Source organism: Thermoleptolyngbya sichuanensis A183 (genome assembly GCF_013177315.1).
Taxonomy (GTDB): Bacteria; Cyanobacteriota; Cyanobacteriia; order Elainellales; family Elainellaceae; genus Thermoleptolyngbya; species Thermoleptolyngbya sichuanensis.
In genome coordinates this window covers 2,239,540-2,260,374 of the sequence record NZ_CP053661.1, presented here as the reverse complement: position 1 = coordinate 2,260,374, position 20,835 = coordinate 2,239,540, and the positions used below count along the sequence as shown (strand labels likewise).

General features: G+C 57.0%; 19 protein-coding genes. 5 read left to right on the top strand and 14 right to left on the bottom strand.

Going from position 1 to position 20,835, the window contains the following annotated elements; translation table 11 throughout:
• Positions 1–64: 64 nt before the first annotated feature.
• The 4 genes from HPC62_RS09525 to fraC form a co-directional block, all read right to left on the bottom strand.
• The gene (locus HPC62_RS09525; protein WP_172355149.1) at positions 65–1,108 is read right to left on the bottom strand and encodes a DUF1611 domain-containing protein; all 1,044 of its coding nucleotides are present in this window, start codon (positions 1,106–1,108) and stop codon (positions 65–67) included.
• A 199-nt stretch (positions 1,109–1,307) separates the two neighbouring features.
• The gene (locus tag HPC62_RS09520; RefSeq protein WP_172355147.1) at positions 1,308–2,582 is read right to left on the bottom strand and encodes a sensor histidine kinase; all 1,275 of its coding nucleotides are present in this window, start codon (positions 2,580–2,582) and stop codon (positions 1,308–1,310) included.
• Positions 2,583–2,760: 178 nt separating this feature from the next.
• Positions 2,761–3,642 carry a peptidoglycan editing factor PgeF gene (pgeF, locus tag HPC62_RS09515; RefSeq protein WP_172355145.1) on the bottom strand — a complete coding sequence of 294 codons (882 nt, stop codon included), beginning with the start codon at positions 3,640–3,642 and terminating at the stop codon, positions 2,761–2,763.
• Positions 3,643–3,706: 64 nt separating this feature from the next.
• The gene (gene fraC / locus HPC62_RS09510) at positions 3,707–4,294 is read right to left on the bottom strand and encodes a filament integrity protein FraC (RefSeq protein WP_172355143.1); all 588 of its coding nucleotides are present in this window, start codon (positions 4,292–4,294) and stop codon (positions 3,707–3,709) included.
• A 203-nt stretch (positions 4,295–4,497) separates the two neighbouring features.
• Between fraC and HPC62_RS09505 the strand changes: the two genes are divergently transcribed.
• Positions 4,498–5,631, top strand: a complete 1,134-nt coding sequence (locus tag HPC62_RS09505; protein ID WP_172355141.1) for a cob(I)yrinic acid a,c-diamide adenosyltransferase — start codon at positions 4,498–4,500, stop codon at positions 5,629–5,631.
• A 553-nt stretch (positions 5,632–6,184) separates the two neighbouring features.
• Here the strand turns inward: HPC62_RS09505 and HPC62_RS09500 are convergent.
• Positions 6,185–7,498: an NF041680 family putative transposase gene (locus HPC62_RS09500; RefSeq protein WP_172353244.1), complete on the bottom strand. Its 1,314-nt coding sequence runs from the start codon at positions 7,496–7,498 to the stop codon at positions 6,185–6,187.
• 458 nt (positions 7,499–7,956) lie between these two features.
• Here HPC62_RS09500 and HPC62_RS09495 point away from each other — a divergent pair, with 458 nt between their 5' ends.
• The gene (locus HPC62_RS09495; protein ID WP_172355139.1) at positions 7,957–8,256 is read left to right on the top strand and encodes a hypothetical protein; all 300 of its coding nucleotides are present in this window, start codon (positions 7,957–7,959) and stop codon (positions 8,254–8,256) included.
• Here the strand turns inward: HPC62_RS09495 and HPC62_RS09490 are convergent.
• Together HPC62_RS09490 and HPC62_RS09485 are read right to left on the bottom strand one after the other, a co-directional pair.
• Positions 8,253–9,968 (bottom strand): ShlB/FhaC/HecB family hemolysin secretion/activation protein, encoded by a 1,716-nt coding sequence (locus HPC62_RS09490; RefSeq protein WP_172355137.1) that lies wholly within the window; start codon positions 9,966–9,968, stop codon positions 8,253–8,255. The two genes, HPC62_RS09495 and HPC62_RS09490, sit on opposite strands and share 4 nt — an antisense overlap.
• Before the next feature lie 245 nt (positions 9,969–10,213).
• On the bottom strand, positions 10,214–11,401 hold the full coding sequence (locus HPC62_RS09485; RefSeq protein ID WP_172355135.1) for a DNA double-strand break repair nuclease NurA: 1,188 nt from the start codon (positions 11,399–11,401) through the stop codon (positions 10,214–10,216).
• A 657-nt stretch (positions 11,402–12,058) separates the two neighbouring features.
• Here HPC62_RS09485 and HPC62_RS09480 point away from each other — a divergent pair.
• Positions 12,059–12,277 (top strand): hypothetical protein, encoded by a 219-nt coding sequence (locus tag HPC62_RS09480; RefSeq protein WP_172355133.1) that lies wholly within the window; start codon positions 12,059–12,061, stop codon positions 12,275–12,277.
• Positions 12,278–12,336: 59 nt separating this feature from the next.
• On the opposite strand, the gene HPC62_RS09475 is transcribed toward HPC62_RS09480, so the two are convergent.
• From HPC62_RS09475 to HPC62_RS09450, 6 genes are all read right to left on the bottom strand, one after another.
• Complete coding sequence (locus tag HPC62_RS09475) at positions 12,337–13,116, bottom strand: dienelactone hydrolase family protein (protein ID WP_172355131.1); 780 nt, start codon at positions 13,114–13,116, stop codon at positions 12,337–12,339.
• 135 nt (positions 13,117–13,251) lie between these two features.
• Positions 13,252–13,833, bottom strand: a complete 582-nt coding sequence (locus tag HPC62_RS23705; RefSeq protein WP_228721739.1) for a hypothetical protein — start codon at positions 13,831–13,833, stop codon at positions 13,252–13,254.
• Positions 13,834–14,125: 292 nt separating this feature from the next.
• On the bottom strand, positions 14,126–15,145 hold the full coding sequence (locus tag HPC62_RS09465; RefSeq protein ID WP_216655348.1) for a DMT family transporter: 1,020 nt from the start codon (positions 15,143–15,145) through the stop codon (positions 14,126–14,128).
• Between the two features lie 111 nt (positions 15,146–15,256).
• A complete protein-coding gene (locus tag HPC62_RS09460) occupies positions 15,257–15,577 on the bottom strand; it encodes a DUF6464 family protein (protein ID WP_216655393.1) in 321 nt (106 codons plus the stop codon).
• Positions 15,578–15,628: 51 nt separating this feature from the next.
• Positions 15,629–15,823, bottom strand: a complete 195-nt coding sequence (locus HPC62_RS09455; protein ID WP_172355127.1) for a hypothetical protein — start codon at positions 15,821–15,823, stop codon at positions 15,629–15,631.
• 208 nt (positions 15,824–16,031) lie between these two features.
• Positions 16,032–16,256 (bottom strand): Calvin cycle protein CP12, encoded by a 225-nt coding sequence (locus tag HPC62_RS09450; RefSeq protein ID WP_172355125.1) that lies wholly within the window; start codon positions 16,254–16,256, stop codon positions 16,032–16,034.
• Positions 16,257–16,712: 456 nt separating this feature from the next.
• Here HPC62_RS09450 and HPC62_RS09445 point away from each other — a divergent pair, with 456 nt between their 5' ends.
• Complete coding sequence (locus HPC62_RS09445) at positions 16,713–17,948, top strand: FIST signal transduction protein (protein ID WP_172358872.1); 1,236 nt, start codon at positions 16,713–16,715, stop codon at positions 17,946–17,948.
• 121 nt (positions 17,949–18,069) lie between these two features.
• Here HPC62_RS09445 and pyrF read toward each other — a convergent pair whose 3' ends face one another.
• Positions 18,070–18,882 carry an orotidine-5'-phosphate decarboxylase gene (gene pyrF / locus HPC62_RS09440; protein ID WP_172355123.1) on the bottom strand — a complete coding sequence of 271 codons (813 nt, stop codon included), beginning with the start codon at positions 18,880–18,882 and terminating at the stop codon, positions 18,070–18,072.
• Between the two features lie 164 nt (positions 18,883–19,046).
• Here pyrF and HPC62_RS09435 point away from each other — a divergent pair, with 164 nt between their 5' ends.
• Positions 19,047–20,744: a SulP family inorganic anion transporter gene (locus HPC62_RS09435; protein ID WP_228721738.1), complete on the top strand. Its 1,698-nt coding sequence runs from the start codon at positions 19,047–19,049 to the stop codon at positions 20,742–20,744.
• Positions 20,745–20,835 lie beyond the last annotated feature (91 nt).

Sequence of the window (20,835 nt, the reverse complement as noted above, 5' to 3'; positions counted from 1 at the left end):
AATACCAGGTAATGTCAGGTAATATTAGATGATATCAGGTGATGACAGGTAATATCAGGCAATATCAATCCAGCACCACCTCCAAGATTCCCTCTGCGCCAAAGCGGATTACGTCCGTGCAGGGCAGTCCGGTTTCGTCCTGGGTCTGGGCGATCGCCCGCTGTGCGGCTGCTTCGTCTAGGTGAAAGGTGTTGAGGGCGATCGCCACCACCTTGGTCGGGGCGAAGGTGCCGCCTGCATGGACGATGGTTTCATAGACCTGGATAACTTCCGGCAACGGCGGAATGTGGAAACCAGGAAAGCTGCGGATTTCGGTTTGGCCCGCGCGGTGAACCAGGACGAGGTGGGTGGGCTGGCTGCCGCGCATCAGAGGCAGCGTGGCCGTGGAGGCGGGATTCATCAGGGAACCCTGGCCCTCGATGTGCAGAATGTCTTGGTTGGGCGCATTCCGCAGCACGGCTTGCTCGACGGCTCCAGCGGCAAAGTCAATCCGCACCGCGTCCAGCGGAATGCCGTCGTGCCCCAGCATTAGCCCCGTTTGCCCGGTGGCGATGAAGCGCGATCGCAGCCCCCGCGCCCGACAGGCCCGGTCTAGCTCCAGGCTGGCAGACATTTTGCCCACGCTCATATCCGTGCCCACCGTCAGCACTCGCTTGCAGGAGAGCGATCGCGCTTTGCCGCCGCCCACGGTCAGCCCTGGGGGTTCCTGCCGCACGTCCCAAATCCACTGTCCGTCGCGCACCAGATCCCGCAAGTCGGGAGCCGTCGCCATTGGCGTGTGCAGCCCGTTGACCACCGACAATCCTGCCGCCACGCCGTCCTTCACCTCTTGCCACCAGGCATCGGGCAGCGCCCCACCCGACGGCGCAATGCCAATGGTCAGCACGGTTGGGGAATAGGCCAGCGCCTCGCGCACCGAGGCCACAATCGGCACATCGCGGGGAATCCCAGTTATTTCGAGGAGCGATCGCCCCACCGCCGCTTGGTCAATCACCGCCACAATTGGAATGTCGCTATAGCGCAATAGAGACAGCCCTGTTTTGCCGTGGGAACCCTGCGTTCCCTCATGCAGCAGAATGGCAACCCGACTCTCAGCCGTCAGCATCATGGAATTTACTCAAGGGGTTTAGCAACTCAATTCGGACTAACGCAGTGGGATGATTTCTCGCAAGATGATTTCTCGCAAACTGGGCCCGCAAGAAATCATCCAAAACCCAGAACATTCATCGCAAGCGCGTCAGTCCTATACATATATCCATAATCAGGGGTCGGGAAGGCAATTATGGTAGCGCTTTTGTCTCACGCGCTCACCTGCCGCGTTCCAAGCCTGACTCTGATTCACGCTCCCCAGAGGTTTGAACCCCCCGGAGGGTGAAATAGAGCGTGCTGCCCTGCCCAGGTTGGCTCTCTGCCCAGATTTTGCCGCCGTGGCGCAAGACAATCCGCTGCACCAGCGCCAGCCCAATGCCCATGCCCTCAAACTCTTGCTCCGGATGCAGCCGCTGGAATGCGCCAAAGATCTGATCAGTGAATTCGGGCGGAAAGCCCACGCCGTTGTCGCGGACGAACAGCGTGTGGTCGGGCAGGCAGCCGATTTCGACGCGGGGCTGGGGCATAGGGCGGCTGAACTTGACGGCATTGTCGATCAGGTTGGCGAACACCTGCTGGAGCAGGGTCGCGTCGCCCGACACCGTTGGCAAATCTCTAATCACAAATTCGACGGGGGAACCGGGCTGTTCGTTGGACGTGGCCAGGGCGATCGCCCGATCGACCAGGGGACGGAGCGGCACTGGGCGCTGCACGAGCGATCGCCGGGTAACTCGCGACAGATTGAGCAGCCCGTCAATCAGCAGGCCCATCTTGCGGCTGCTGTTGCGAATGGTGTCCAGATAGTGAGTCACTTTGGGGTCATCCAGCCAGCCGTTGGCCGCTAGGCGATCGCCCAAGACCGCTACAAAGCCCGAAATATGGCGCAGGGGGGCCCGCAAATCGTGCGACACCGAGTAGGAAAAGGACTCTAGCTCGCGGTTGATCGCCTCTAGCTGCTCGGTGCGCTGCATTAATTCCTGCCGGGCCAGCACTAGGTCTGCGACTTGATCACGCTGCGATTCGCAAAGCGATCCCTGCGGACATTGTCCCTGTTGCGCTGCGCGGCACTGCTCGGTGAGGTCGATCAGCGTGCAAACTGCCGCTGACGGAGAGGCGCTTGGGGGCAGGGGCTGGATGCTCAGCCTGAGCCAGGTCACAGACCCTCCGAAAGCACTATTCTGCCAAGCCTGGGGTATCCCCACCACCGCTTGCAGGGTCGCTCCAGTGGCGATCGCCTGCTGAACCAACTGCGCCACCGATAGCTTCGACCCCGTTTCACAAATCCAGCCTTCAGTCAGGCACTCGAGCGGGCTATCCGGCGGCAAATCGCCCGTCAGCCCCAAGAGCGATCGCCCTATCTGGTTACAGAACTGTACCTCAACCCGCCGTCCACAGACCACCACCCCGACGCTTACTGCGTCCAGAATCGATCCCTGCTGCTCCCAACTGTCCACAACGCTGCTGACTCTATCGATCGGCTCCACCCTACTCATTGACGCTGATTAACCATCACTCACACACCAGGCGAAACATGGGAGACGAAACACGGGGCATCCGCCACCAGAAAATTCTCTGCCCAATGCTTCTTACTCAGAATTCCCACAAAGGTTACTTTTCTCAACACTGACGCACCTTGCCTGATGCTCTGCTGTTCACCAGCTTGCCCAACACTTACCGACTCACAATTCCCGACCACTGCACCTGCTTGCGCCGCTCTCGCCGATAGGAGAAGAAATGCTCCGGTGTTTGATAGGTGCAGTAGGGGGCGATCGCCACCTGCTCTGGCAGCAGACCCAGATTCAGCAGTTGCAACTGGTTGACCCGGCGCACGTCCAGCCGCACCCGGCCGGGCTGTGGGTCGGGATGTAGCGGCGAAAGGGGCAGCGACCCCAGCGTTTCCAGAATGGCCTCAGCAACGCCATCGGGCAGTCGCGGTTTAGCCGGATCGGGCACATCGCTTGACGGTGCTTGTGGGTCGAGCAGGGTAGCGTCCTGTCGCCATCGTCCGGCAAATTCCGGCAATACGGTCGCGCCCACTTCGGCGGCAACGGTCGTCGAAACCTGGTACACCGCGCCGGCGATCGCCGGCCCCAGCGCCACCCGCAGGTCTGCTAACCGACTGCCCCGCTCCTGCAACCGGGCGATCGCCACGGGCACAATCTCCAGCGCTGTGCCCCGCCAGCCCGCATGAACCGCCGCCACCTGCCCCGTCGAAACATCCGCAATCAGCGCAGGCACACAGTCTGCCGAACAGACCCACGCCGCCTCCAGCGCTTCATCCGTCACGCCGCCATCGGCCGGCGGCCAGCCCGATTCATCTGCCGCGCCCAGACCTGCGGACGCTTCTGCCCAAATCTCTGCCGCGCTCAACACCCGATTGCCATGCACCTGCTTTACTCGCAGCGGCCGTGCCTCCGGCTTCAGCGCCGGGGTTAGGTATTCTGGGCCACACGGCGCAAACTGCCGGGTAAAAAAACCGTGATCAAACCCGTCCAGCAAACTACAGGTCAGGTAAGACGCGCCGCGCCAGTCACGCCATTGCCAGTCGTACATCAGAACCCTGGGGAACAAGAGGATAGACCTTGATGGTATAGCACTTGTTAGCACCAGGTGTGGATCAGCCGACCCGCAGAATTACCTCATCCACAATTCTGCGGGCAAATAGCACTGCCAAAATTGCTGTGTAGCTGAAGGCGTTTGCCGCCAAGAGGGTATTGGATAGGTTGGTGGGGGGTTTTTTATCGCGGTCTTTGTCTCGCAGCAGCCCTTGCCCCGAACGGTAGCGGGGACTGGAGGCTTCTCGGAGGGCGGCCCATTCGGCAGGGGAGAGCAGGAGCCATTCCAGCGCCGACAGCCCCAGTAGCTTGACCGCAAAGCTGGCAAAGAACGTCAGAAAACCTGCCAGGATAGCAGGAAACGCCGCATCGGCAGACCACTGGTCAAAAAAAATAAAGCCCAGCAACTGCTGCTTGAGCAGCGGCGACAGCAGGGGTTGGACGCTGAAAAACACAAACCATCCTGCGATCGCCGTCAACAGGTTCAGCGTTGCGGCAATTTGCACCGACTGCTGCGGCGAAATGCCGTTGGTCTGCTTGGGCGGCAGGGTGAGCTGCACGGCAAAGACGTGGGATTCAATGGCGATCGCCATCAGCAAAAACAAAATTTGAAAGGCGATCGCCCGCAGGGGCAAGACAGATGCGAACATTACCTGCTTATATAGATTAAGGAGTTGTTCGGAGGCGCTACTGGTAGCGTGCCTGCCCAGACAATGCCTAATCCCAGAGTCCCCTAAGGAAGATTCTGAGGAAAAAGCCTGTAATTCTCAAGACCGAGTGTAGCGTTTGGTAGGATGATTGCTTCCGGTGATTTCGCGTTCGGTGATTCTGCGTTCAAAACTATCTTAGAGCCATGACAAGAGCGGGTGTTGGCATTCGGACGGCGCAGCAGCGCAGCGAGCGCATCCTGGGGCAAATTCACGTCTACGACGGCGCGGGCAAAGGCAAGTCGCAGGCCGCGCTGGGCGTGGTGTTGCGCTCGATTGGGCTGGGCATTCGCACGTCGGCGCAAACCCGGGTGCTGCTGCTGCGGTTCCTCAAAGGGCCGGGGCGCACCTACGATGAAGATGCCGCTATCGAAGCGCTCCAGCGGGGCTTTCCCCATCTGATTGATCAGGTGCGGACGGGGCGGGCAGAGTTCTTTGGCCCCGACAATATCACCCGATTCGACAAGCAGGAGGCACAGCGCGGCTGGGATGTGGCCAAGGGGGCGATCGCCTCTGGGCTATATTCTGTCGTCGTGCTAGACGAGCTTAACCCTGTGCTGGATCTGGGGCTGCTGTCGATTGATGACGTGGTTCGCACGCTGAAAAATAAGCCCGAAGATCTGGAAATCATCGCCACCGGGCGCGGCGCACCCCCGCCCCTCCTGGATATTGCCGACCTGCACTCAGAAATGAAGCCCCACTTTCATCCCAACGCCGCCACCCACGGCATCGAGGGCATCGAGATTTACACGGGGGCAGGCAAGGGCAAGTCCACTAGCGCCCTGGGCAAGGCGCTCCAAGCAATCGGGCGCGGGATCAGCCAAGACAAGTCGCATCGCGTGCTGATCATGCAGTGGCTCAAAGGCGGCGCAGGCTATACCGAAGATGCGGCGATCGCCGCGCTGCACCAGAGCTATCCCAACCTAGTAGATCATCAGCGCTGCGGCCGCGATGCCATCGTCTGGCGCGGACAGCAGCAGGAGCTAGACTACGTGGAAGCCGAACGGGGCTGGGAAATTGCGCGGGCGGCGATCGCCTCTGGGCTTTACAAAACCATCATTCTCGACGAGCTAAACCCCACAGTAGATCTAGAGCTATTGCCCCAGCAGCCGATTATCCAGGCGCTCCTGCGAAAACCCCGCGATACGGAAGTGATCATTACCGGCCGCTGCAAAAATCCTCCGGCCTATTTCGACTTAGCCAGCATCCACTCCGAGGTCTTTTGCCACAAGCACTACGCCGAAAAGGGCATCGACTTGAAGCGCGGGGTTGACTTTTAGAGAATTTAGAGGCTGCTGTTTTGCCGAACGCAGGCTGAGAAACCGGGCGATCGCCCTCATCTGGCAGCACCGACATCTTTGGGCGATCGCCCCCCGGATACCTTTTAGGGCATTGCACACTGGCCCAAGTCTGTCGCTACTCAACCTTTGCGGCTGACCCAAAAGCGGTTGGGAGTGTTCGGCTTGACCAGACCTCGAAGAACCGAGCCTTCGCAATTTGGGGGGCGAATCGCCTACCTACCGATAAGCTGACAGAACCAGGGCACTGAGGGCTAAGAGCTAATTTGTAAAGGAGCCTGAAAGCCTTGTTAATCAAGGATTTCCGAGAAACCGCTTTTCCTGGGCAAACATGACCTCAAAGCCACACATGCCAAGAGTTTCAGGCTTCTTAAGATTTGCTTCATAAATTAGCTCTAACTATTAATAGACTGAATTTTTCCCTTTAGTTTGGACTAACTGGCATCACAATAATGCTCAACAGGATGCCATAAAGAATCTGCTCAACCGTTCATAACAGTTGAACTTAAGGAATTGGATACAATCCTGCTCGCAGTTAAGCTGCTGTTGCAACCGGACTGTTCAGGGATTGTTCGGATGTCTTGCGTTTCGAGGCTCGTTTTTTGACCATCGGATAGCAGGGACGAGGAGTTGGCTTGTGCCCCTTGCCTCGTCCTGGCGATTTACCACGAGGTTTAGGCGCAGGAGCAGGGGTGCCAATCGCTGCCAAAATGCCTGCAAACGCTTGTGCGACCCGACCCGGAGTCAACGTTTCTTGCGGTGCCTGCCAGGGCAAGGGGTGGTCAGTACAGTCCTTTCGCGCTAACCACAACTGCCAACTGAGCAACGGCATCAGGCTGCTCCACTGTTCGGTTGCCGATACAGAACTGAACTGGGGATGTGTCCAATATAGCCTCTGCTTGGCAAAGCGATACCAGTGTTCAATGGCAAAGCGACGGAGGTAGTGCAACCACAGGGTTTCTAACGGAGGCATCTGCTCACCCAGCCAAACTAACCACAAAGGAGCCAAGCGTCGCGTGCTGCTCTGTGTCTCCAGCACCTCCACGCGCAACACTTCCATTGCCCGTTTGGGGGATTTGCGGAAATGGTATGCACTCCAACGACTGACCCGCACTCGTCCCCAGTTGGGATCATCGACTTCAACGGTTTCGACCGGGACACTCCAAGTGTCAGGGTCATTGAGTTTCATCTTATGTCCATGCTTGGCAGGTGCGCCTCGCCCTCGATACGCTGGGGGCGCGCCATAGACACATCGATTGGATGTAACCCGCAGCAGCAAGTCTGCCTCAATCCCTGCCGTTTGGTTGACAAAACTGGCATTGCCGTACCCTCGGTCGTAGATCGCCAACGGACGCACCGCTAACTGCCGAGTCACTTGTTTGAGTTGGAATGCCGCTTTACTGGCGGGTGTTTCAAAGCTGGTGATGCGCTCATGCCGCAATGGTAATGCCCAACTGCCCCTGTCTTCAGCAATCCAGGCTAAGGTACTGTAGTTTTGTCCGGCTATCGGGGCATGTCCTGTTCTGCCTGATAAGGTGCGGTCTTTCAAACGCCTGGCAGCAGGACGGTTCCACCGACTCGCATCACCTGCCAACAACGGTTGCTGCTGAGTCGGTATCTGCTGCACCAACAGCTTCAGCACCTTTGATCGGGGTAGGCGGCTATCGCGCAACGCTTCATAGGTGCTCGACCACTGGCGACGAAAGACAGGACTCTGCGATAGCCTCACAAACGACACGATGCACGCACTCACTAACACGGCATCCATCAGATCAAACAGGGCATCTCTGGCGTTTCCCAAGCTGGCATACAACGTTTGGCGAAATTGCTGAAGTTCGTTGAAAATCATGGGGTCAATGTTGGTTGTACTTCATTGACCTTACGGCAGTCGGTGCTTCTCATTGACTGCCTTCCTCTTCACCATTAGTCCAAACTAAAGTTTTCCGTCTAAGGTCCCGCAGAGGGTAGATAGGCAGAACAATTCGGCATAACACCCTAAATACGCTACTTATGCAGATTTTTTCTGTATAAAACGCTGCTCAGACGAAATAGCAGGAATTATTCCGCATAATTTCAGATCCCTCAGGGAGTCGAGCAAGTGTACTATCGGGCGCAAGGTACATCTACTTATCTCTATGCAGTCACCTCCTGAAAAATTGCTGGATCAGGTGCGAGATGCTTTGGGAGCATGTCACCAGAAGGGATTGAAATGACCGTCCGGCAGAAGATTCAAGCGCATGTGAGTCCAGAGTTGGAAAAATTTTTATTGGATCGCTTACAGCAACAACCGCAGGACGACCCCGAAGGTTGAAAAGCACATTGGGAGAGTTAGAGATTACCAGCAAACAAGCCGAAAAGTTGAAGGTGTTGCCGCATCGCCAAATCAGCCCACATTTAGAGAACTGTTGTTTACCTCTGAGTGCGACGGTTTCTTACGAGCAGGCAGAACGGGATCTGGCTTACCTGACTGGAATTCGGGTTCCTGCCAAAACTCAACAACGCATCGTACATCGTCAGACATTTGATTTACCAGAGGTTGAACAACCGATTGAGGAGTTGAGTGTGGATGGCGGTAAAGTCAGAGTGAGAACACCTTTGGGTCATTAGAACCGATAGTCTACGGAAAAGTAGAACCCGCGATCCTGGGCGTTTTCGCCTGCGCCGTCAAACTCGGTGATGGGAATGGCGAAGTCCAGCCGCAGGTTGAGCCGGGGCAGTGCTTCCCACAGCAGCCCCACGCCTGCCCCGACGAGAAACGGGCTGTCGTCGCCGTCGCCATTCACCCAAACGGTTCCCGCATCCACAAACGGCGCGACCTGAAACACCGATTCGCCCGCTTCGTTGCGCCCCAGCGTGATGCGATCTTCCACCGAGACGCGAAAGCCGCTGTCGCCCAGCAGCGCATTTTGCCGATAGCCCCGCAGGGATTGTCCGCCGCCGATCGCCAACTGTTGCGAGGCCGGGAGGCGATCGCCCGAAAGCTGTACATCCGCCTGCACAATCAGCACGTTCCCCGGCTGCAAAATCTGCACCCGCTGCGCCCGTCCCAGCCAATAGACAAACAAACTGTCGCGATCGCCCCCCACATCCGCATCCAGCAGCCCCACGCCCACATTCAGCGTCGATTGCAGCGCCCAGGCCCCCGACGCATCCCGCCGCACAAAATCCTGCCCAAAGGCAATCAGGCTGGTGGATTCACTCTTGAGCAAAAAATTGTCAAAAAAGCGATTGTCGCTAAAAAACGAGCTGCCATCCCGGTGCAGCAGACTCAGCGACAGAGCAAATTCTTCGCGGGGCGTTTTGAACAAGGGCTGGCGAAAGCTGAGTTCATATTCATCGGCGCTGCCGCTGAGGTCGAGGTTTACAAATTCTGGGTCAGTGATGCGATATTCGCTGGGGGCGTAGCGCAGTTGCACCGTGCCGTCCATCGGGTTGAGCGATAGGCGATAGGCAAAGTCGAAGCTGCTCGATCCACCCGTGGTGCTGCGGTAGTAGGTTCCCGAAAGCTCGTCGCCCCAGCCCGTCAGGTTGCGGGCCACCAGCTCCATACCCAGCCGCTCGGAGCCAACGCCAGGGGGCGAATAGTTGTCTACGCTGACAAAGCCAGTGACGGGGCGCGCCTCCGTCACGCGCACCACCAGAATACTCTGACCTAGCCCGCTGCCCGCCCGCAGGCTGGCCTCAACGGTTTCAAACAGCGGATTCAGCCGTAGAAGCCGCAGTTGGTCTTCCAGTCGCGCCTGATTCAGCGGCGTGGTTGCCCCCAGCAAGATGCGGCTCCGCACATAGTCCGGATGGAGACGATTGGTTCCTTCGACCTCAATGCGCTCCAGGCTGCCCTCCACAATGCGGTATTGCACCACGCCATCGGCCACAAGCTGGTCGCCCAGAATGGCCCGCGAGGTCAGGTAGCCCTGGTCGAGATAAAGCTGGGTCAACTGATCGGCAACCTCGCGCAGATCGGCCAGGGTGAGCGATCGCCCTTCGTAGGGCTGCACAATTGGCGCAAAGTCTGCTTCGGTAAACACCATACTGCCCAGCACCTCAATTTGCCGAATGGGGATTTGCACTGCTTCATCCGTCGGCAGCGGTTGGGGAAACCCATCGGGAGGCGACAGGATAGGGGCTTGCGCTTCGGGCGACAGGGGAACGGCTGGTAGGGTCGGCGCGGGCAGGCGATTGCGCTCTGGCTGGGTCGGCGCAAACTGGGGCGGAACCGCCTGGGCCAGAGCGATCGCCCCACCTGACATCCCGCCCCACCGGAACCCCAGCAGCACCCAAACGCCAGCAGCAGCAATGGTCTGCCCAATCTTCTGCATGAATGGCTCTCCTCACGGTGGCTCTCCGCCAGTGTGTACGCTGGAGAGTCCCGACCTCATAGATACCCCTATTGCGGGCCGTTTAGGGATAATCTCTAGAAAATTTTATTGATCCTGAATGTCCGATAGGACTTACGCAGTTGAACGATTTCTCGCAGGCTGCGTCCGCGAGAAATCGTTCAGAACTTGGAAAACTTGTCGCAAGTGCGTAACTCCTGTCCTAAATAGGCTGCGGTCTGGTGGGGCTAGCGCCGCCGGGCCTTGCTTACCATCTTGCGAGAAAAGCGCAGGTCTAGCCCCTGCTTGTCGGCCCATTCTTGCAAAAGGCGAAAGAACAACTGGCGATCGCCCACTTGCAGCACCGCAGTCTGATCCGCCGTTTCGATGGCGTAGGGATAGCCGCCGCCCGCAATCACCTCCGCCCGCACCCAGTCAATCACAGTGTCCGCCAAGCCCGCCTCCACCACCCACAGCGGGAGTTCCAGCCGAGCCGGGTAGGTGTCGCGGGTGGTCTTTAAATACGTAAAGGCAATCCGGCGGCGATGGTGGCCATAGCGACTTAAAATGCCCGGCCGCTCGCAGAGAAACAGCGGCGTGCGATCGCCCCAGCGCATCAGCGCGTTCAAAATCTGCGCGTCGTGAATCGCGTCGGCTGGCTCCAGGTCATACAACAGCCGCAGCATCCGCACTAGGTCATCGGCATAGGACGTGTCGATATAGGCCACCAAGGGCACTCGCTGAGCTTCGCTGGCGTGCAGCAGCGGCAGCAGACAATCTACATAAAACTGCTGGTTTGCCTCGTCAAACGGTTCTGCAAAGCTGGCCACCATCGACCCGTCCAGAAACACCAGCGTTTTCTCGGAGAGGTTCTGTAATTGCTCTTTTCGGCCCTGGATATACTCCGTCAGCCGCCGCGTTTCAAGCTGAAATCGACGCATATTCACCCGCCGATCCACTGGGTCGCCCTTGCCGCCCTCGCGCAAATCCTGCGGGGTCATTAGGTCTACCGCCACGTCCTTTTCGTAGGCTCCGCTGGGACGGTGATGATTTTCATACCAGCCAATTTGCACCAGCGCCACAGGAATCGACAGGTCTTTGCCGGGGTAAATCTGCGACCCATCAACGGCAAAGGTGGTGACATTCAGCAGGCGATCGCGGGCCCAGGCCAAGCTCTGTTCTCGGTTGTCCCACTGGAGTTGGCAGGGCAACACGCACTGCGGCGCATGGGCCAGGCTCTCGATCGGTCGTGCGCCCAAGTCATCGCCCGGATATTGGGCCAGCAAGTGCGATCGCCCCTCGTCGGAAAGCTGAGAAAACTGGCGCAGCGCCGCCCAGTAGCTCTGCAACCGCTGCACTGCTGACCGATCAAACGCGGTGAACTGCTCCCGTCGAGCATCCAGCAGTTGCAAAATCTGGGAAGGCTTGAGCGTCATAGCGAACCTGCATGGATTGAACTGAGTAATACCTAAATACTAGTCTCAAATCGCGACTTCAGGTCGCCACTTTATCAATCCCTCACGCCATTCAGGCTCGGCAAAGTTCAATGATTTCTAGTAAACTCAGCCGATGAAAGTTGATAGAAAATAACCCAAAATCCCAGAAATTCGTCGTAATTGCGTAGCTACTGATTAAGAGCTAATTTGTAAAGGAGCCTGAAAGCCTTGTTAATCAAGGATTTCCGAGAAACCGCTTTTCCTGGGCAAACATGACCTCAAAGCCACACATGCCAAGAGTTTCAGGCTTCTTAAGATTTGCTTCATAAATTAGCTCTAAAATCTTTCACTCCAAATACTGATACCTGCGTATTCCACGGAGAAAAGCTTGTCTGCAAAGAAAAAATCGTTGAAACTACGGAGTCCTAAAGATTAAAAAAATATAAAGAATAGGATCATTCAGGAACGTCTCTGCTCAGGTTCTCGGAACGCCCGCCGCAAAACCACGGACATGCAAAATCCAAAGAACCTTTTTTGTTCTAAGGCCGCGCAACAGTTGCCAAATCTCACTGACATGGAACGCTGAGTCATCCGCATATCCCCTCAGCTGTAGGTTCATCCAAACTTAGTCCAAACCTAGATGGAGTCAAGACTCACATGATTGGTAGTACCGTGAATATTGCAGACGTGTTTCGCTTCGCGGAGGACCGGGGCTGCACCCTCCGCATTAGCATGATGGACAATCGCCTTCTGTATTGGGTCGAAAGTCGATACTTTATCGGTCGTCCCTACAGCCAAATGAACGATTTGGTGGAGTTTCTTGAAACGCTGCCACCGGTCATGCCCGGAGAAGCAGCCGCCAACTTCAGCCTTTAGCAGCAGAAGCGCTGGCGTTTCCGATGACTCGATCCAGAGTAGCGGTTCGGAATCGCAGCCTACAAAGCGCTATCGGTGTCGCTGTCGGTCTGAAGCTGTTGAAAAAGCTGCTGGACTTTTTCCCAAGCATCAGCAGCCGCTTCGGGCCGATAGTCGGGCCGGCGATCGCAGAAGAAGCCGTGCCCCGCACCGTCATAGCGAAAGACGCGATGCGCGATGTAGTTTTCCTGGAGGGTCGATTCGATTTGATCTACCTGCTCTTGGGGAATGCTGGCATCCTCTTTGCCAAAGAATAGATAGATCGTGCCGTTGATATCTGGCGTGTAGCTGACGGTGGGAATGCCATTGCCAGGACACCAGGTGGTGATGCCCGCCCCGTAGAAAGATGCAGTAGCCACGACTTCTGGCAGCGTCGCCGCCAGATACGCCACATGCCCGCCAAAGCAAAAGCCGATGCAGCCAACACCGCCGGGTTTGACCTGGGGCAGCGCGTGCAAAAAGGCGATCGCCGCCTGGATATCACTCAACAGGTCTTCTCGCTTCGTCTGCTCTTTGTAAACCCGTCCCTGCTTCACGTCTTCTGGCGTGTAGCCCGCCTCGAACCCCGGCGCAAGTCGCTGATAAATGGCAGGGGCGATCGCCACATAGCCCAGCCCTGCAACGCGCTCTGTCACGTCGCGGATATGCTCATTCACCCCAAAAATCTCCTGAATCACCACCACCGCCGGAAACGGCCCGTCGCCCGCAGGCATCGCCAGATAAGCATCAATCTGCAAATCGCCGTTGGGAACCTGCACCCATTGCGTCGGGCTAGAGAGGAGTGGTGTCTGGCGGGGCATGGTGAGTCAACCTGATGATGAATCGGGGCTTGATTTCAGATTGGGACTTGAATCAATCTTCAGGACAGCTTTATCCTAACTCTCCAGCTTACTATAGACGATATATCCCCTCAAAACTTCCCATACAGAAGAAGATCAATAGAACAAAAAGCTCCTCAGCAAGACAACCTCGATAAATAGCAAAACAACACCCAACAATAAGAAAATTGAGAGTTCCATCCTCTTGGAAAACTTTCGGGTAAACGCCTTTGTTGCAGATAGGGCAAAAATGGGAAAGCAGATGAGAAGACTCCGAGACATCGTACTCATAGCCATCATCTTTTCAGCGATTTCGGCAGTTTTAGGCAGCTTTTCATAGACAATGAGCGATGCATATCGATAGTAGTCAACATCGCCCAGGGGAGTAATTTCCAGGCTGTTGTCGATCAGCGCTCGAACCGTCTCTATATCTGGAAAGTCTCTAATAATCTCCTCTAGCACTCCCTCTCCAAACAGGTAGTACAGCGGATAGATGACCGTTTCTGAGAGCCGATGAACGATGATGCCCAACACGTAGGACAGAATCAAAAAAAGGGTCAGCATTCCAAGGCCAATCTTGTCATTATCCAGGCTTAAGGATTCTGGTGAGAATAGAAACAGCAGAGAAATGCCGATTAAAAATCCTGGAATGACATAGACCAGTGTATCGAATAGATTGGACGGTAAAATGCTGTTCACGTCGCGACTGCCTGACACATCTCTGGAAACCCCTGATTTCTCGTAGGGGACGCTGGCCCAAAAGCTCCTCTGACCAAGCCCTCCGGCTCCAACTCAGGAGCTATGGGCTTCGATCCCAAGACAACGAATTTTCTGGGCTTTCGGGACTTGTGTCAGGCAACCAGGTTCACGTCGCTTTGCTGGTTTAACTTGTAAGGCTTCAGGTGAAAGTATAGCGATGGCTTTCGACGATTTTCTAAATCGTAACTTATGTTTTTCTTTTGGAAAGAACTAAAGCAAAAACTTCGCGATCTTACTTGGTAATGGACAGATAAATGCCTGTCAGCACGACCGCAAAGGCGATCGCATCCATCAGGCTAATGGTCTGCGAAAACGCCACCAGCGCCAGCCCTGCGGAAATCATCGGCACCGCCAGCAGCACCACCGACACCACGCCCGCCGAAAACCGCTTGAGGCTGTAGGTAATCAGCCCGTGGCCACCCATTTGCGTCATCAGCGCCAGCCCCACGACGGCCGCCGCGCTCGTTCCGCTTGGGGGCAGGGGCGATTCGCCTTGGAGCAGCACAGTGGGCAGCAGCAGCAGACTGCCAATCGCGCATTCGCCCATTGCCAGCAGGGGTACCGAAAAGCGCGATCGCAACTGTTCCATAATCAAAATTTCGGTGGCAAACAGCAGCGCCACGCCCAGGGCCGCCGCATCCCCCCACAGGCTGTTGTCGCCGCCGCCAAAGTCGTCGATGCCAATGGCGATCGCCCCGACCACCGCCACCATCATGCCAATCAAAAATCGCCTGCTAAACCGCCGCCCCAGCACCAGCCATGCGCCCAGCGTGGTGAACAGCGGCATCATGTGGGTAAACAGCGAGGCTTTGGCAACGCTGGTCTGGGTAAACGACCAGGCCAGCAGCACCAGCGACAGCGCAAAGCAAACGCCCGCCGCCAGCAGCAGCAGCCCGTCCAAAACTTTTGGTGGATTGGTCTTACGAAGCTCCAGAATCAAATCGGGCTGGCGCACTGCCTGAATCCCGTTTAGCCCAGCAAAGACGATCGCCGCGATGATCAGACGATTGAGGGCGATCGCGTTGGGACTCATCTCGCGCCCCGCCGCCACAAAAAAGATAGAGCCAATGGAAATACCAAATAGGGCCAGCCCCAGCGCTGCGGCCGCCTGCCAGTCTGCGGGGCTGCTTTGTCCGGTCTGGCCCGCCGAAGACTCGGCCGCGGCCTGCCATTCCAGATCCGTCGAGCCAACTGCCGAACCTGCCGCCAAATCGGTCATTTGCGGCTCCAGATTTTGTTCTGCGTTACTCAAAGTTGCCCGACCGCCTGCTGCCTACCTGAACCTTACGTTTGACTTCTGCACTATAACTTCTGCAACTTCTGCACTATAGAGCAATTCGCCTCAGGAAATTGTGCGCGTTGCTCAGGAATCGAGCATCACCGACTCATCGGGAATCACCGGGTCGTATTGTCGGCAGCCTTCGCAGGGGCCCGACGGGTTGATGGCGCAGCGGAGGTAGCGCGATCGCGCGTTGTAGCGACAGGTAAAGTCTCCAATCAGCAGCCCGATGCCTTCGATGTAGCGCAGGTCTGGCGTGGGCTGGAGGGAGGGGAGTCCTCGATGGGCGATCGCCTCTAGCGCATGGCGCAGTCGCTCTTGAGCCTGGGCATCGGCTTGTCGCATGATCCAGAGCGACACCAGTGAGGGGGTGAGTCCAATCATCAAAATGAGCAGCGCAACCATCACAGCACAGCGTTTGAAAAAACCGAGTGGTAAAACCGAGTTTTCTTCATGCTAATGCCAGATGGGGCAAAAGGCAGAGGGCAGAAACAGCAATGGACAGAGAGAATTGAGCGGGCGATCGCTCTCCATCTCTCTGCCCATCACCAAAGCTTGCGGAATCACAAGCCATAGCCAGGCGACTTCAATCCAAAGTAGCCTGCCTCTTGGTACATAGAGCCAACTCAATGGCTCCGCCCAAGAGGACATTTGAAAAGTCCTACGATTTGTAGCAAAGCGTGTAAGATTCCCCCGAATCCCCCCTTTTAAGGGGGATCTTAAGGAAAAAGGGGGACTCTAAGGCAGTTTCCCCCCTTTTTAAGGGGGTGCTAAGGGGGGATCTCTGAATGCTTAACATTACAGGCGATACCCTTTCAAACACCCTCTAAGGAAACCCTCTATTATTCGATTGATTCGACTAGTTGTCGTAGACGCGGCACTCTGCGGCTTCGGGGTTGTCGTCGCAGTATTGCTCCAGCGAAGTCTTCTCTACTTCCTTGTCGCGCTGGTGGGAGGCTTCTGCCTGAAGTTCCTCAACTGCATCCCATGCGGCAGCACACTCGGCAGATCCGTCGCCCTTGAGTTCACAGACTTTGCGAGCTTCTTGGCGCTCTTGTTGAATTTTGGCTTGGATATCGCTCATAGATTTCAGTGGCTCTAAAGTTGCAAATTTGATTCTAAGGTTCGAGCTTCAAGCTCTACTAACAAGCTCTACTAAGGAGCATAGGAAACATCTAATCTGAGAGGCATCTAATCTGAGACGGATCTGAGCAGCAGCGCTCAGAACAGGCATCTCGGTAGAAGGCATCCAGACAGATCGTGCGAGGAACCTCTCGGTAGCAGGCCGGTATCCTTTTTCTTAGAGTACCCTGAGGACGGGAGCCGTCAAGAGAATGGCGGGAATGTCTTAAGGTCTTAAGGCAAGGGGTCTGTCTACCTAAAGCTGGAATCAAACAGGTTTTTGTCTCGTCTCCATGCTAGCAAGCGATCGCCCTTTCCCGTGGGTCGAGATATCCCGACTGTCCCATTCGGCACTACCATTTTTCTATGAGTAGCTAGTTGTCACTGATACGAGGGGGAACTGCCCGTGGCTGACACGATGCGATGGGTCAATGCATTATCCACGCGCCCGTCTCTAGAAGCGGCAGTGCGAGAAGTGGTAGCGCGATCGCAAGCGCAGTTGGGTTCCCCTGCCGATCTGGGATTGGTCTTCATCTCATCCACCTTTGCCAGCGAATATCCCCGCCTGTTGCCCCTACTCAGTGAGGTGCTGGATCTGCCTGTGCTGGTGGGCTGTGGCGGCGGCGGCATTGTGGGAATGGCCGGCCCCGACTCGATCCAGGAAATTCAGGAAATCGAAGGCGAAACCGCCCTCAGCCTCACCCTCGCCCGCCTCCCAGGGGTCAAGCTCCACGCCTTTCACCTGTCTGCGGAAGACTTGCCCGACCTGGATAGCCCGCCTGATGCCTGGGCTGAGTTGGTCGGCGTTGATCCAGCCGAACGTCCCAACTTTATCCTGATGGCGGAACCTGTGTTTTCTAGCATTAACGACCTGCTGCAAGGGCTGGACTATGCCTATCCGGGCGCAATCAAAGTGGGGGGTCTGACGGACGGCAGCGGGATGGGGCATGGCAACCTGTTTTGCAACGGCAAGCTCTACCGAGACGGCGTGGTAGGCGTGGCGCTGAGCGGCAACCTGGTGATGGAAACCATTGTGGCGCAGGGCTGTCGGCCCATTGGCCAGCCGTTTCGCGTGGTGGAGGGCGATCGCAATATTATGATTAAGATTGCGCCAGAAGCCGCCCAACCTGGTTCCACCCCCGACAGCACGCCGCTAGAGGCGCTGCAAGAGCTACTGCAAGACCTCAGCGAAGAAGACCGGGAGCTGGCCCAGCATTCGCTGTTTGTCGGCATTGCCCAGAGTGAGTTCAAGCAGCAGCTCGAGCAGGGCGATTTTCTGATTCGCAATTTGCTGGGGGTCGATCCCCGCGCTGGAGCAGTGGCCATTGGCGATCGCGTCCGTCCGGGCCAGCGCATCCAGTTTCACCTGCGCGATGCCGATGCCTCGGCGACAGACCTGGAAACCCTGCTGCGCCGCTACCAGGCCCAGTCTGGGCAAACGTCTGCTGCCGGAGCGCTAATGTTCTCCTGCTTGGGGCGCGGCGAAGGGCTGTATGGCAAGCCGAACTTCGACTCCGCTCTGTTCCGACGCTACATCACCCAAGCGCCGGTCAGCGGCTTTTTCTGCAATGGCGAAATTGGCCCCGTCGGCAGCACAACATTTCTGCACGGCTATACATCGGTGTTTTGCATTTGCCGTGCCCGGCAGGCGTGAGGGGGAGGGGGTTGGAAGGTGGTGGGGATAGCGTAGTGCAGATTTTGGGTTTTGGATTTTGGATTGCTGGTCGATAGCGTTACTTAAGCGCTATTCAGGAGAACTGGAGCAGGCGGCTTTGTCAGGCCGCTGCCTCCTCACAAATCCGCGCAAACGCTTCTGCTGGATTGGGGGCAGCGGTGATTGGGCGACCGATCACCAGATAACTTGCGCCCGCCCGAAGCGCTTCGGCAGGAGTCATGACGCGGCGCTGGTCGTTGGCGCTGGCCCAAGTGGGGCGCACGCCGGGGCAGACCAGCAGGAAGCGATCGCCACAGACCTGGCGCAGGTGGGCGGCTTCCTGGGGTGAACAGACCACGCCGGATAGTCCGCTGTCTTGCGCCAGTAGCGCCATCTGGAGGGCAAAGTCGGGCAGTTCCAGGGGAACCTTTAGCTCGAAGGCGAGGGTGCGGGGCGAAATGCTGGTCAGCACCGTCACGGCGATGACCCTGGGGGGCGGGCTGCCCGCAGCGGCGGCTCCGTCTTGGGCGGCGGCGTTGGCGGCGACGAGGGCCTCTTTGCCTGCCGTGGCGTGAACGGTAAGCAGGTCCACGCCATAGCGTCCGGCGGCGCGACAGGCTCCGGCCATGGTGTTGGGAATGTCGTGAAATTTGAGGTCAAGAAAAATTCGCTTCTGCCGCGCCTTCAGTTCTGCCAGGATGGTCGCGCCTGTGCTGACGAAGAGTTCCAACCCGACTTTCCAAAAGCGGACTGCGGAGATCTGGTCTACAAGGGCGATCGCCTCTTCTAGCGTCGGTGCATCCAGCGGCACAATTATTCGATCCTGGTGATCCCGGCGATCCCCGGCAATCTGATCGGCAATCTGAGCTTTGAAGCTTTGATCCTGGGAGCTTTGATCCTGGGAGTTTTGAAAGGGGTCTTGAGAGCTTGCCATAGCGCCTGGGTTGAATCAGTAGGTAAATGCTTAACAGATGAATGAAGTATGGATAAATGAAGTGAAGACATCTTGAAAGAAACGCCTGAACCAGATTTCCAGCCGTATCCTGCGAAGCTAGGGCCTATCGCAACATCTAGGCCATATCCTGGAGGCTTGCCATTGTGACTGCCATCAACTCCTGGCTCAGACAGTTTACTCATGTTCTGAAACCCCCGGATCTCAATTTTCGTAATTTTCGAGATGACTTTTGGGGCGGACTCACCGCAGCGATCGTGGCGTTGCCGCTGGCGCTGGCGTTTGGCGTATCGTCCGGGGCGGGAGCGGTTACGGGACTCTACGGCGCAATCTTCGTCGGCATTTTCGCGGCGTTGTTTGGCGGCACGCCCGCTCAGGTGTCTGGCCCAACTGGGCCAATGACGGTGGTGATGGCAACGATTTTCACGGTACTGATTGGCCGGTATCCCGAAACCGGCCTAGCGCTTTCGTTTACCGTCATTGCGCTGGGGGGGCTGTTCCAGATTCTCTTTGGGGTGCTGCGTCTGGGAACGTACATCACGCTCATGCCCTACACGGTCATTTCTGGCTTTATGTCGGGTATCGGGGTCATTATTATCTTCCTCCAGATTGGGCCGTTGTTTGGCTACAAAGGGTCGAGTGGAGTTGTGGATTCTCTGCGGAACCTGCCGACGTATCTGACGCATCCCAACGGGTTCGCGCTGGGGCTGGGGCTGATGACGCTGGCGATCGTGTTTAACTGGCCGCGTCGGCTGAATCGTGTCATTCCTTCCCCCCTTCTGGCGCTGGTGGTTGGCACGCTCATTTCACTGGCTTTTGGCGAGGGTGCAAACCTGACGCGGATTGGAGCCATTCCCACGACACTGCCGCAGCCGCACTGGCCGGCGTTTGAGTGGGAGGCGCTGCGCGTGATGACGGGCTACGGGCTGATGCTGGCGACGCTAGGATCGATCGACTCGCTGCTGACTTCTCTCGTTGCCGACAACATCACCCGGACACAGCACGATTCCAACCAGGAATTGATCGGCCAGGGCATCGGCAATTTGCTGTCGGGCATTTTTTGGGGATTGCCGGGGGCCGGGGCAACGATGCGGACGGTTGTGAATGTGCAGGCGGGCGGCAAAACGCGGCTATCGGGCATGATTCACGGTGTTTTGCTGCTGCTGGTGATGCTGGGGCTGGGCAGGCTGACGGAGCCGATTCCCAATGCAGTGCTGGCGGGGATCTTGATCAAAGTCGGGATTGACATCATCGACTGGAGCTTTTTGCGGCGGGCGCATCGGCTGTCGCTGAAGGCAACGGGGCTGATGTATAGCGTGCTGTTTCTGACGGTGTTTGTAGACCTGATTACGGCGGTGGCGGTGGGCGTGTTTTTCGCCAATTTGCTGACCGTAAAAAGCCTGAGCGACTTGCAGAGCAAGCGCGTCCGTGCGATTATTCATCCGACAGACGAAGCGCTGGCTCCAGAAGAACAGGCCTTGTTGGAAGCTGGTCAGGGTCGGATCATGCTGTTTCAACTCAGCGGGCCCATGAGCTTTGGTGCGGCAAAGGCAATTTCGCAGCAGATGACGCTGGTGCAAGAGTACGACGTGCTGATTCTGGATCTGACGGAAGTGCCGCGATTGGGGGTGACGGCGGCGCTGGCGATCGAGGGTATGGTGCAAGAAGCACATCGACATCAGCGGGAGGTGTTTTTGGTGGGCGTGGAGGGCAGCGTGCGCGATCGCCTCCAGCGGCTCAACCTGCTGAACGCCATGGACGAAAATCATGTGTTTCCTACGCGCCTGTCTGCGCTGCAACGGGCGATCGCCCTAGTTGCCCCCGAAGCAGGAATTAGAGGTTAGAAGTTAGAAATTCGGTTCGGGTTCCGGTCTTTAGCACCATTAGCACCAACGGTTGGCCGTCTGGCCCGACCGAACCTGAAACCTGATCGAT

Bases quoted from the DNA above. Each gene is read 5' to 3' on its own strand.
- pyrF (WP_172355123.1), bottom strand. From the start codon at position 18,882: ATGGCAAGCTCTCAAGACCCCTTTCAAAACTCCCAGGATCAAAGCTCC.
- HPC62_RS09475 (WP_172355131.1), bottom strand. From the start codon at position 13,116: ATGCCCCGCCAGACACCACTCCTCTCTAGCCCGACGCAATGGGTGCAG.
- HPC62_RS09445 (WP_172358872.1), top strand. From the start codon at position 16,713: ATGCGATGGGTCAATGCATTATCCACGCGCCCGTCTCTAGAAGCGGCA.
- HPC62_RS09485 (WP_172355135.1), bottom strand. From the start codon at position 11,401: ATGACGCTCAAGCCTTCCCAGATTTTGCAACTGCTGGATGCTCGACGG.
- HPC62_RS09525 (WP_172355149.1), bottom strand. From the start codon at position 1,108: ATGATGCTGACGGCTGAGAGTCGGGTTGCCATTCTGCTGCATGAGGGA.
- pgeF (WP_172355145.1), bottom strand. From the start codon at position 3,642: ATGTACGACTGGCAATGGCGTGACTGGCGCGGCGCGTCTTACCTGACC.
- HPC62_RS09500 (WP_172353244.1), bottom strand. From the start codon at position 7,498: ATGATTTTCAACGAACTTCAGCAATTTCGCCAAACGTTGTATGCCAGC.
- HPC62_RS09460 (WP_216655393.1), bottom strand. From the start codon at position 15,577: ATGGTTGCGCTGCTCATTTTGATGATTGGACTCACCCCCTCACTGGTG.
- HPC62_RS09450 (WP_172355125.1), bottom strand. From the start codon at position 16,256: ATGAGCGATATCCAAGCCAAAATTCAACAAGAGCGCCAAGAAGCTCGC.
- HPC62_RS09455 (WP_172355127.1), bottom strand. From the start codon at position 15,823: ATGTCCTCTTGGGCGGAGCCATTGAGTTGGCTCTATGTACCAAGAGGC.
- HPC62_RS09490 (WP_172355137.1), bottom strand. From the start codon at position 9,968: ATGCAGAAGATTGGGCAGACCATTGCTGCTGCTGGCGTTTGGGTGCTG.
- HPC62_RS09520 (WP_172355147.1), bottom strand. From the start codon at position 2,582: ATGAGTAGGGTGGAGCCGATCGATAGAGTCAGCAGCGTTGTGGACAGT.
- fraC (WP_172355143.1), bottom strand. From the start codon at position 4,294: ATGTTCGCATCTGTCTTGCCCCTGCGGGCGATCGCCTTTCAAATTTTG.
- HPC62_RS09505 (WP_172355141.1), top strand. From the start codon at position 4,498: ATGACAAGAGCGGGTGTTGGCATTCGGACGGCGCAGCAGCGCAGCGAG.
- HPC62_RS09480 (WP_172355133.1), top strand. From the start codon at position 12,059: ATGATTGGTAGTACCGTGAATATTGCAGACGTGTTTCGCTTCGCGGAG.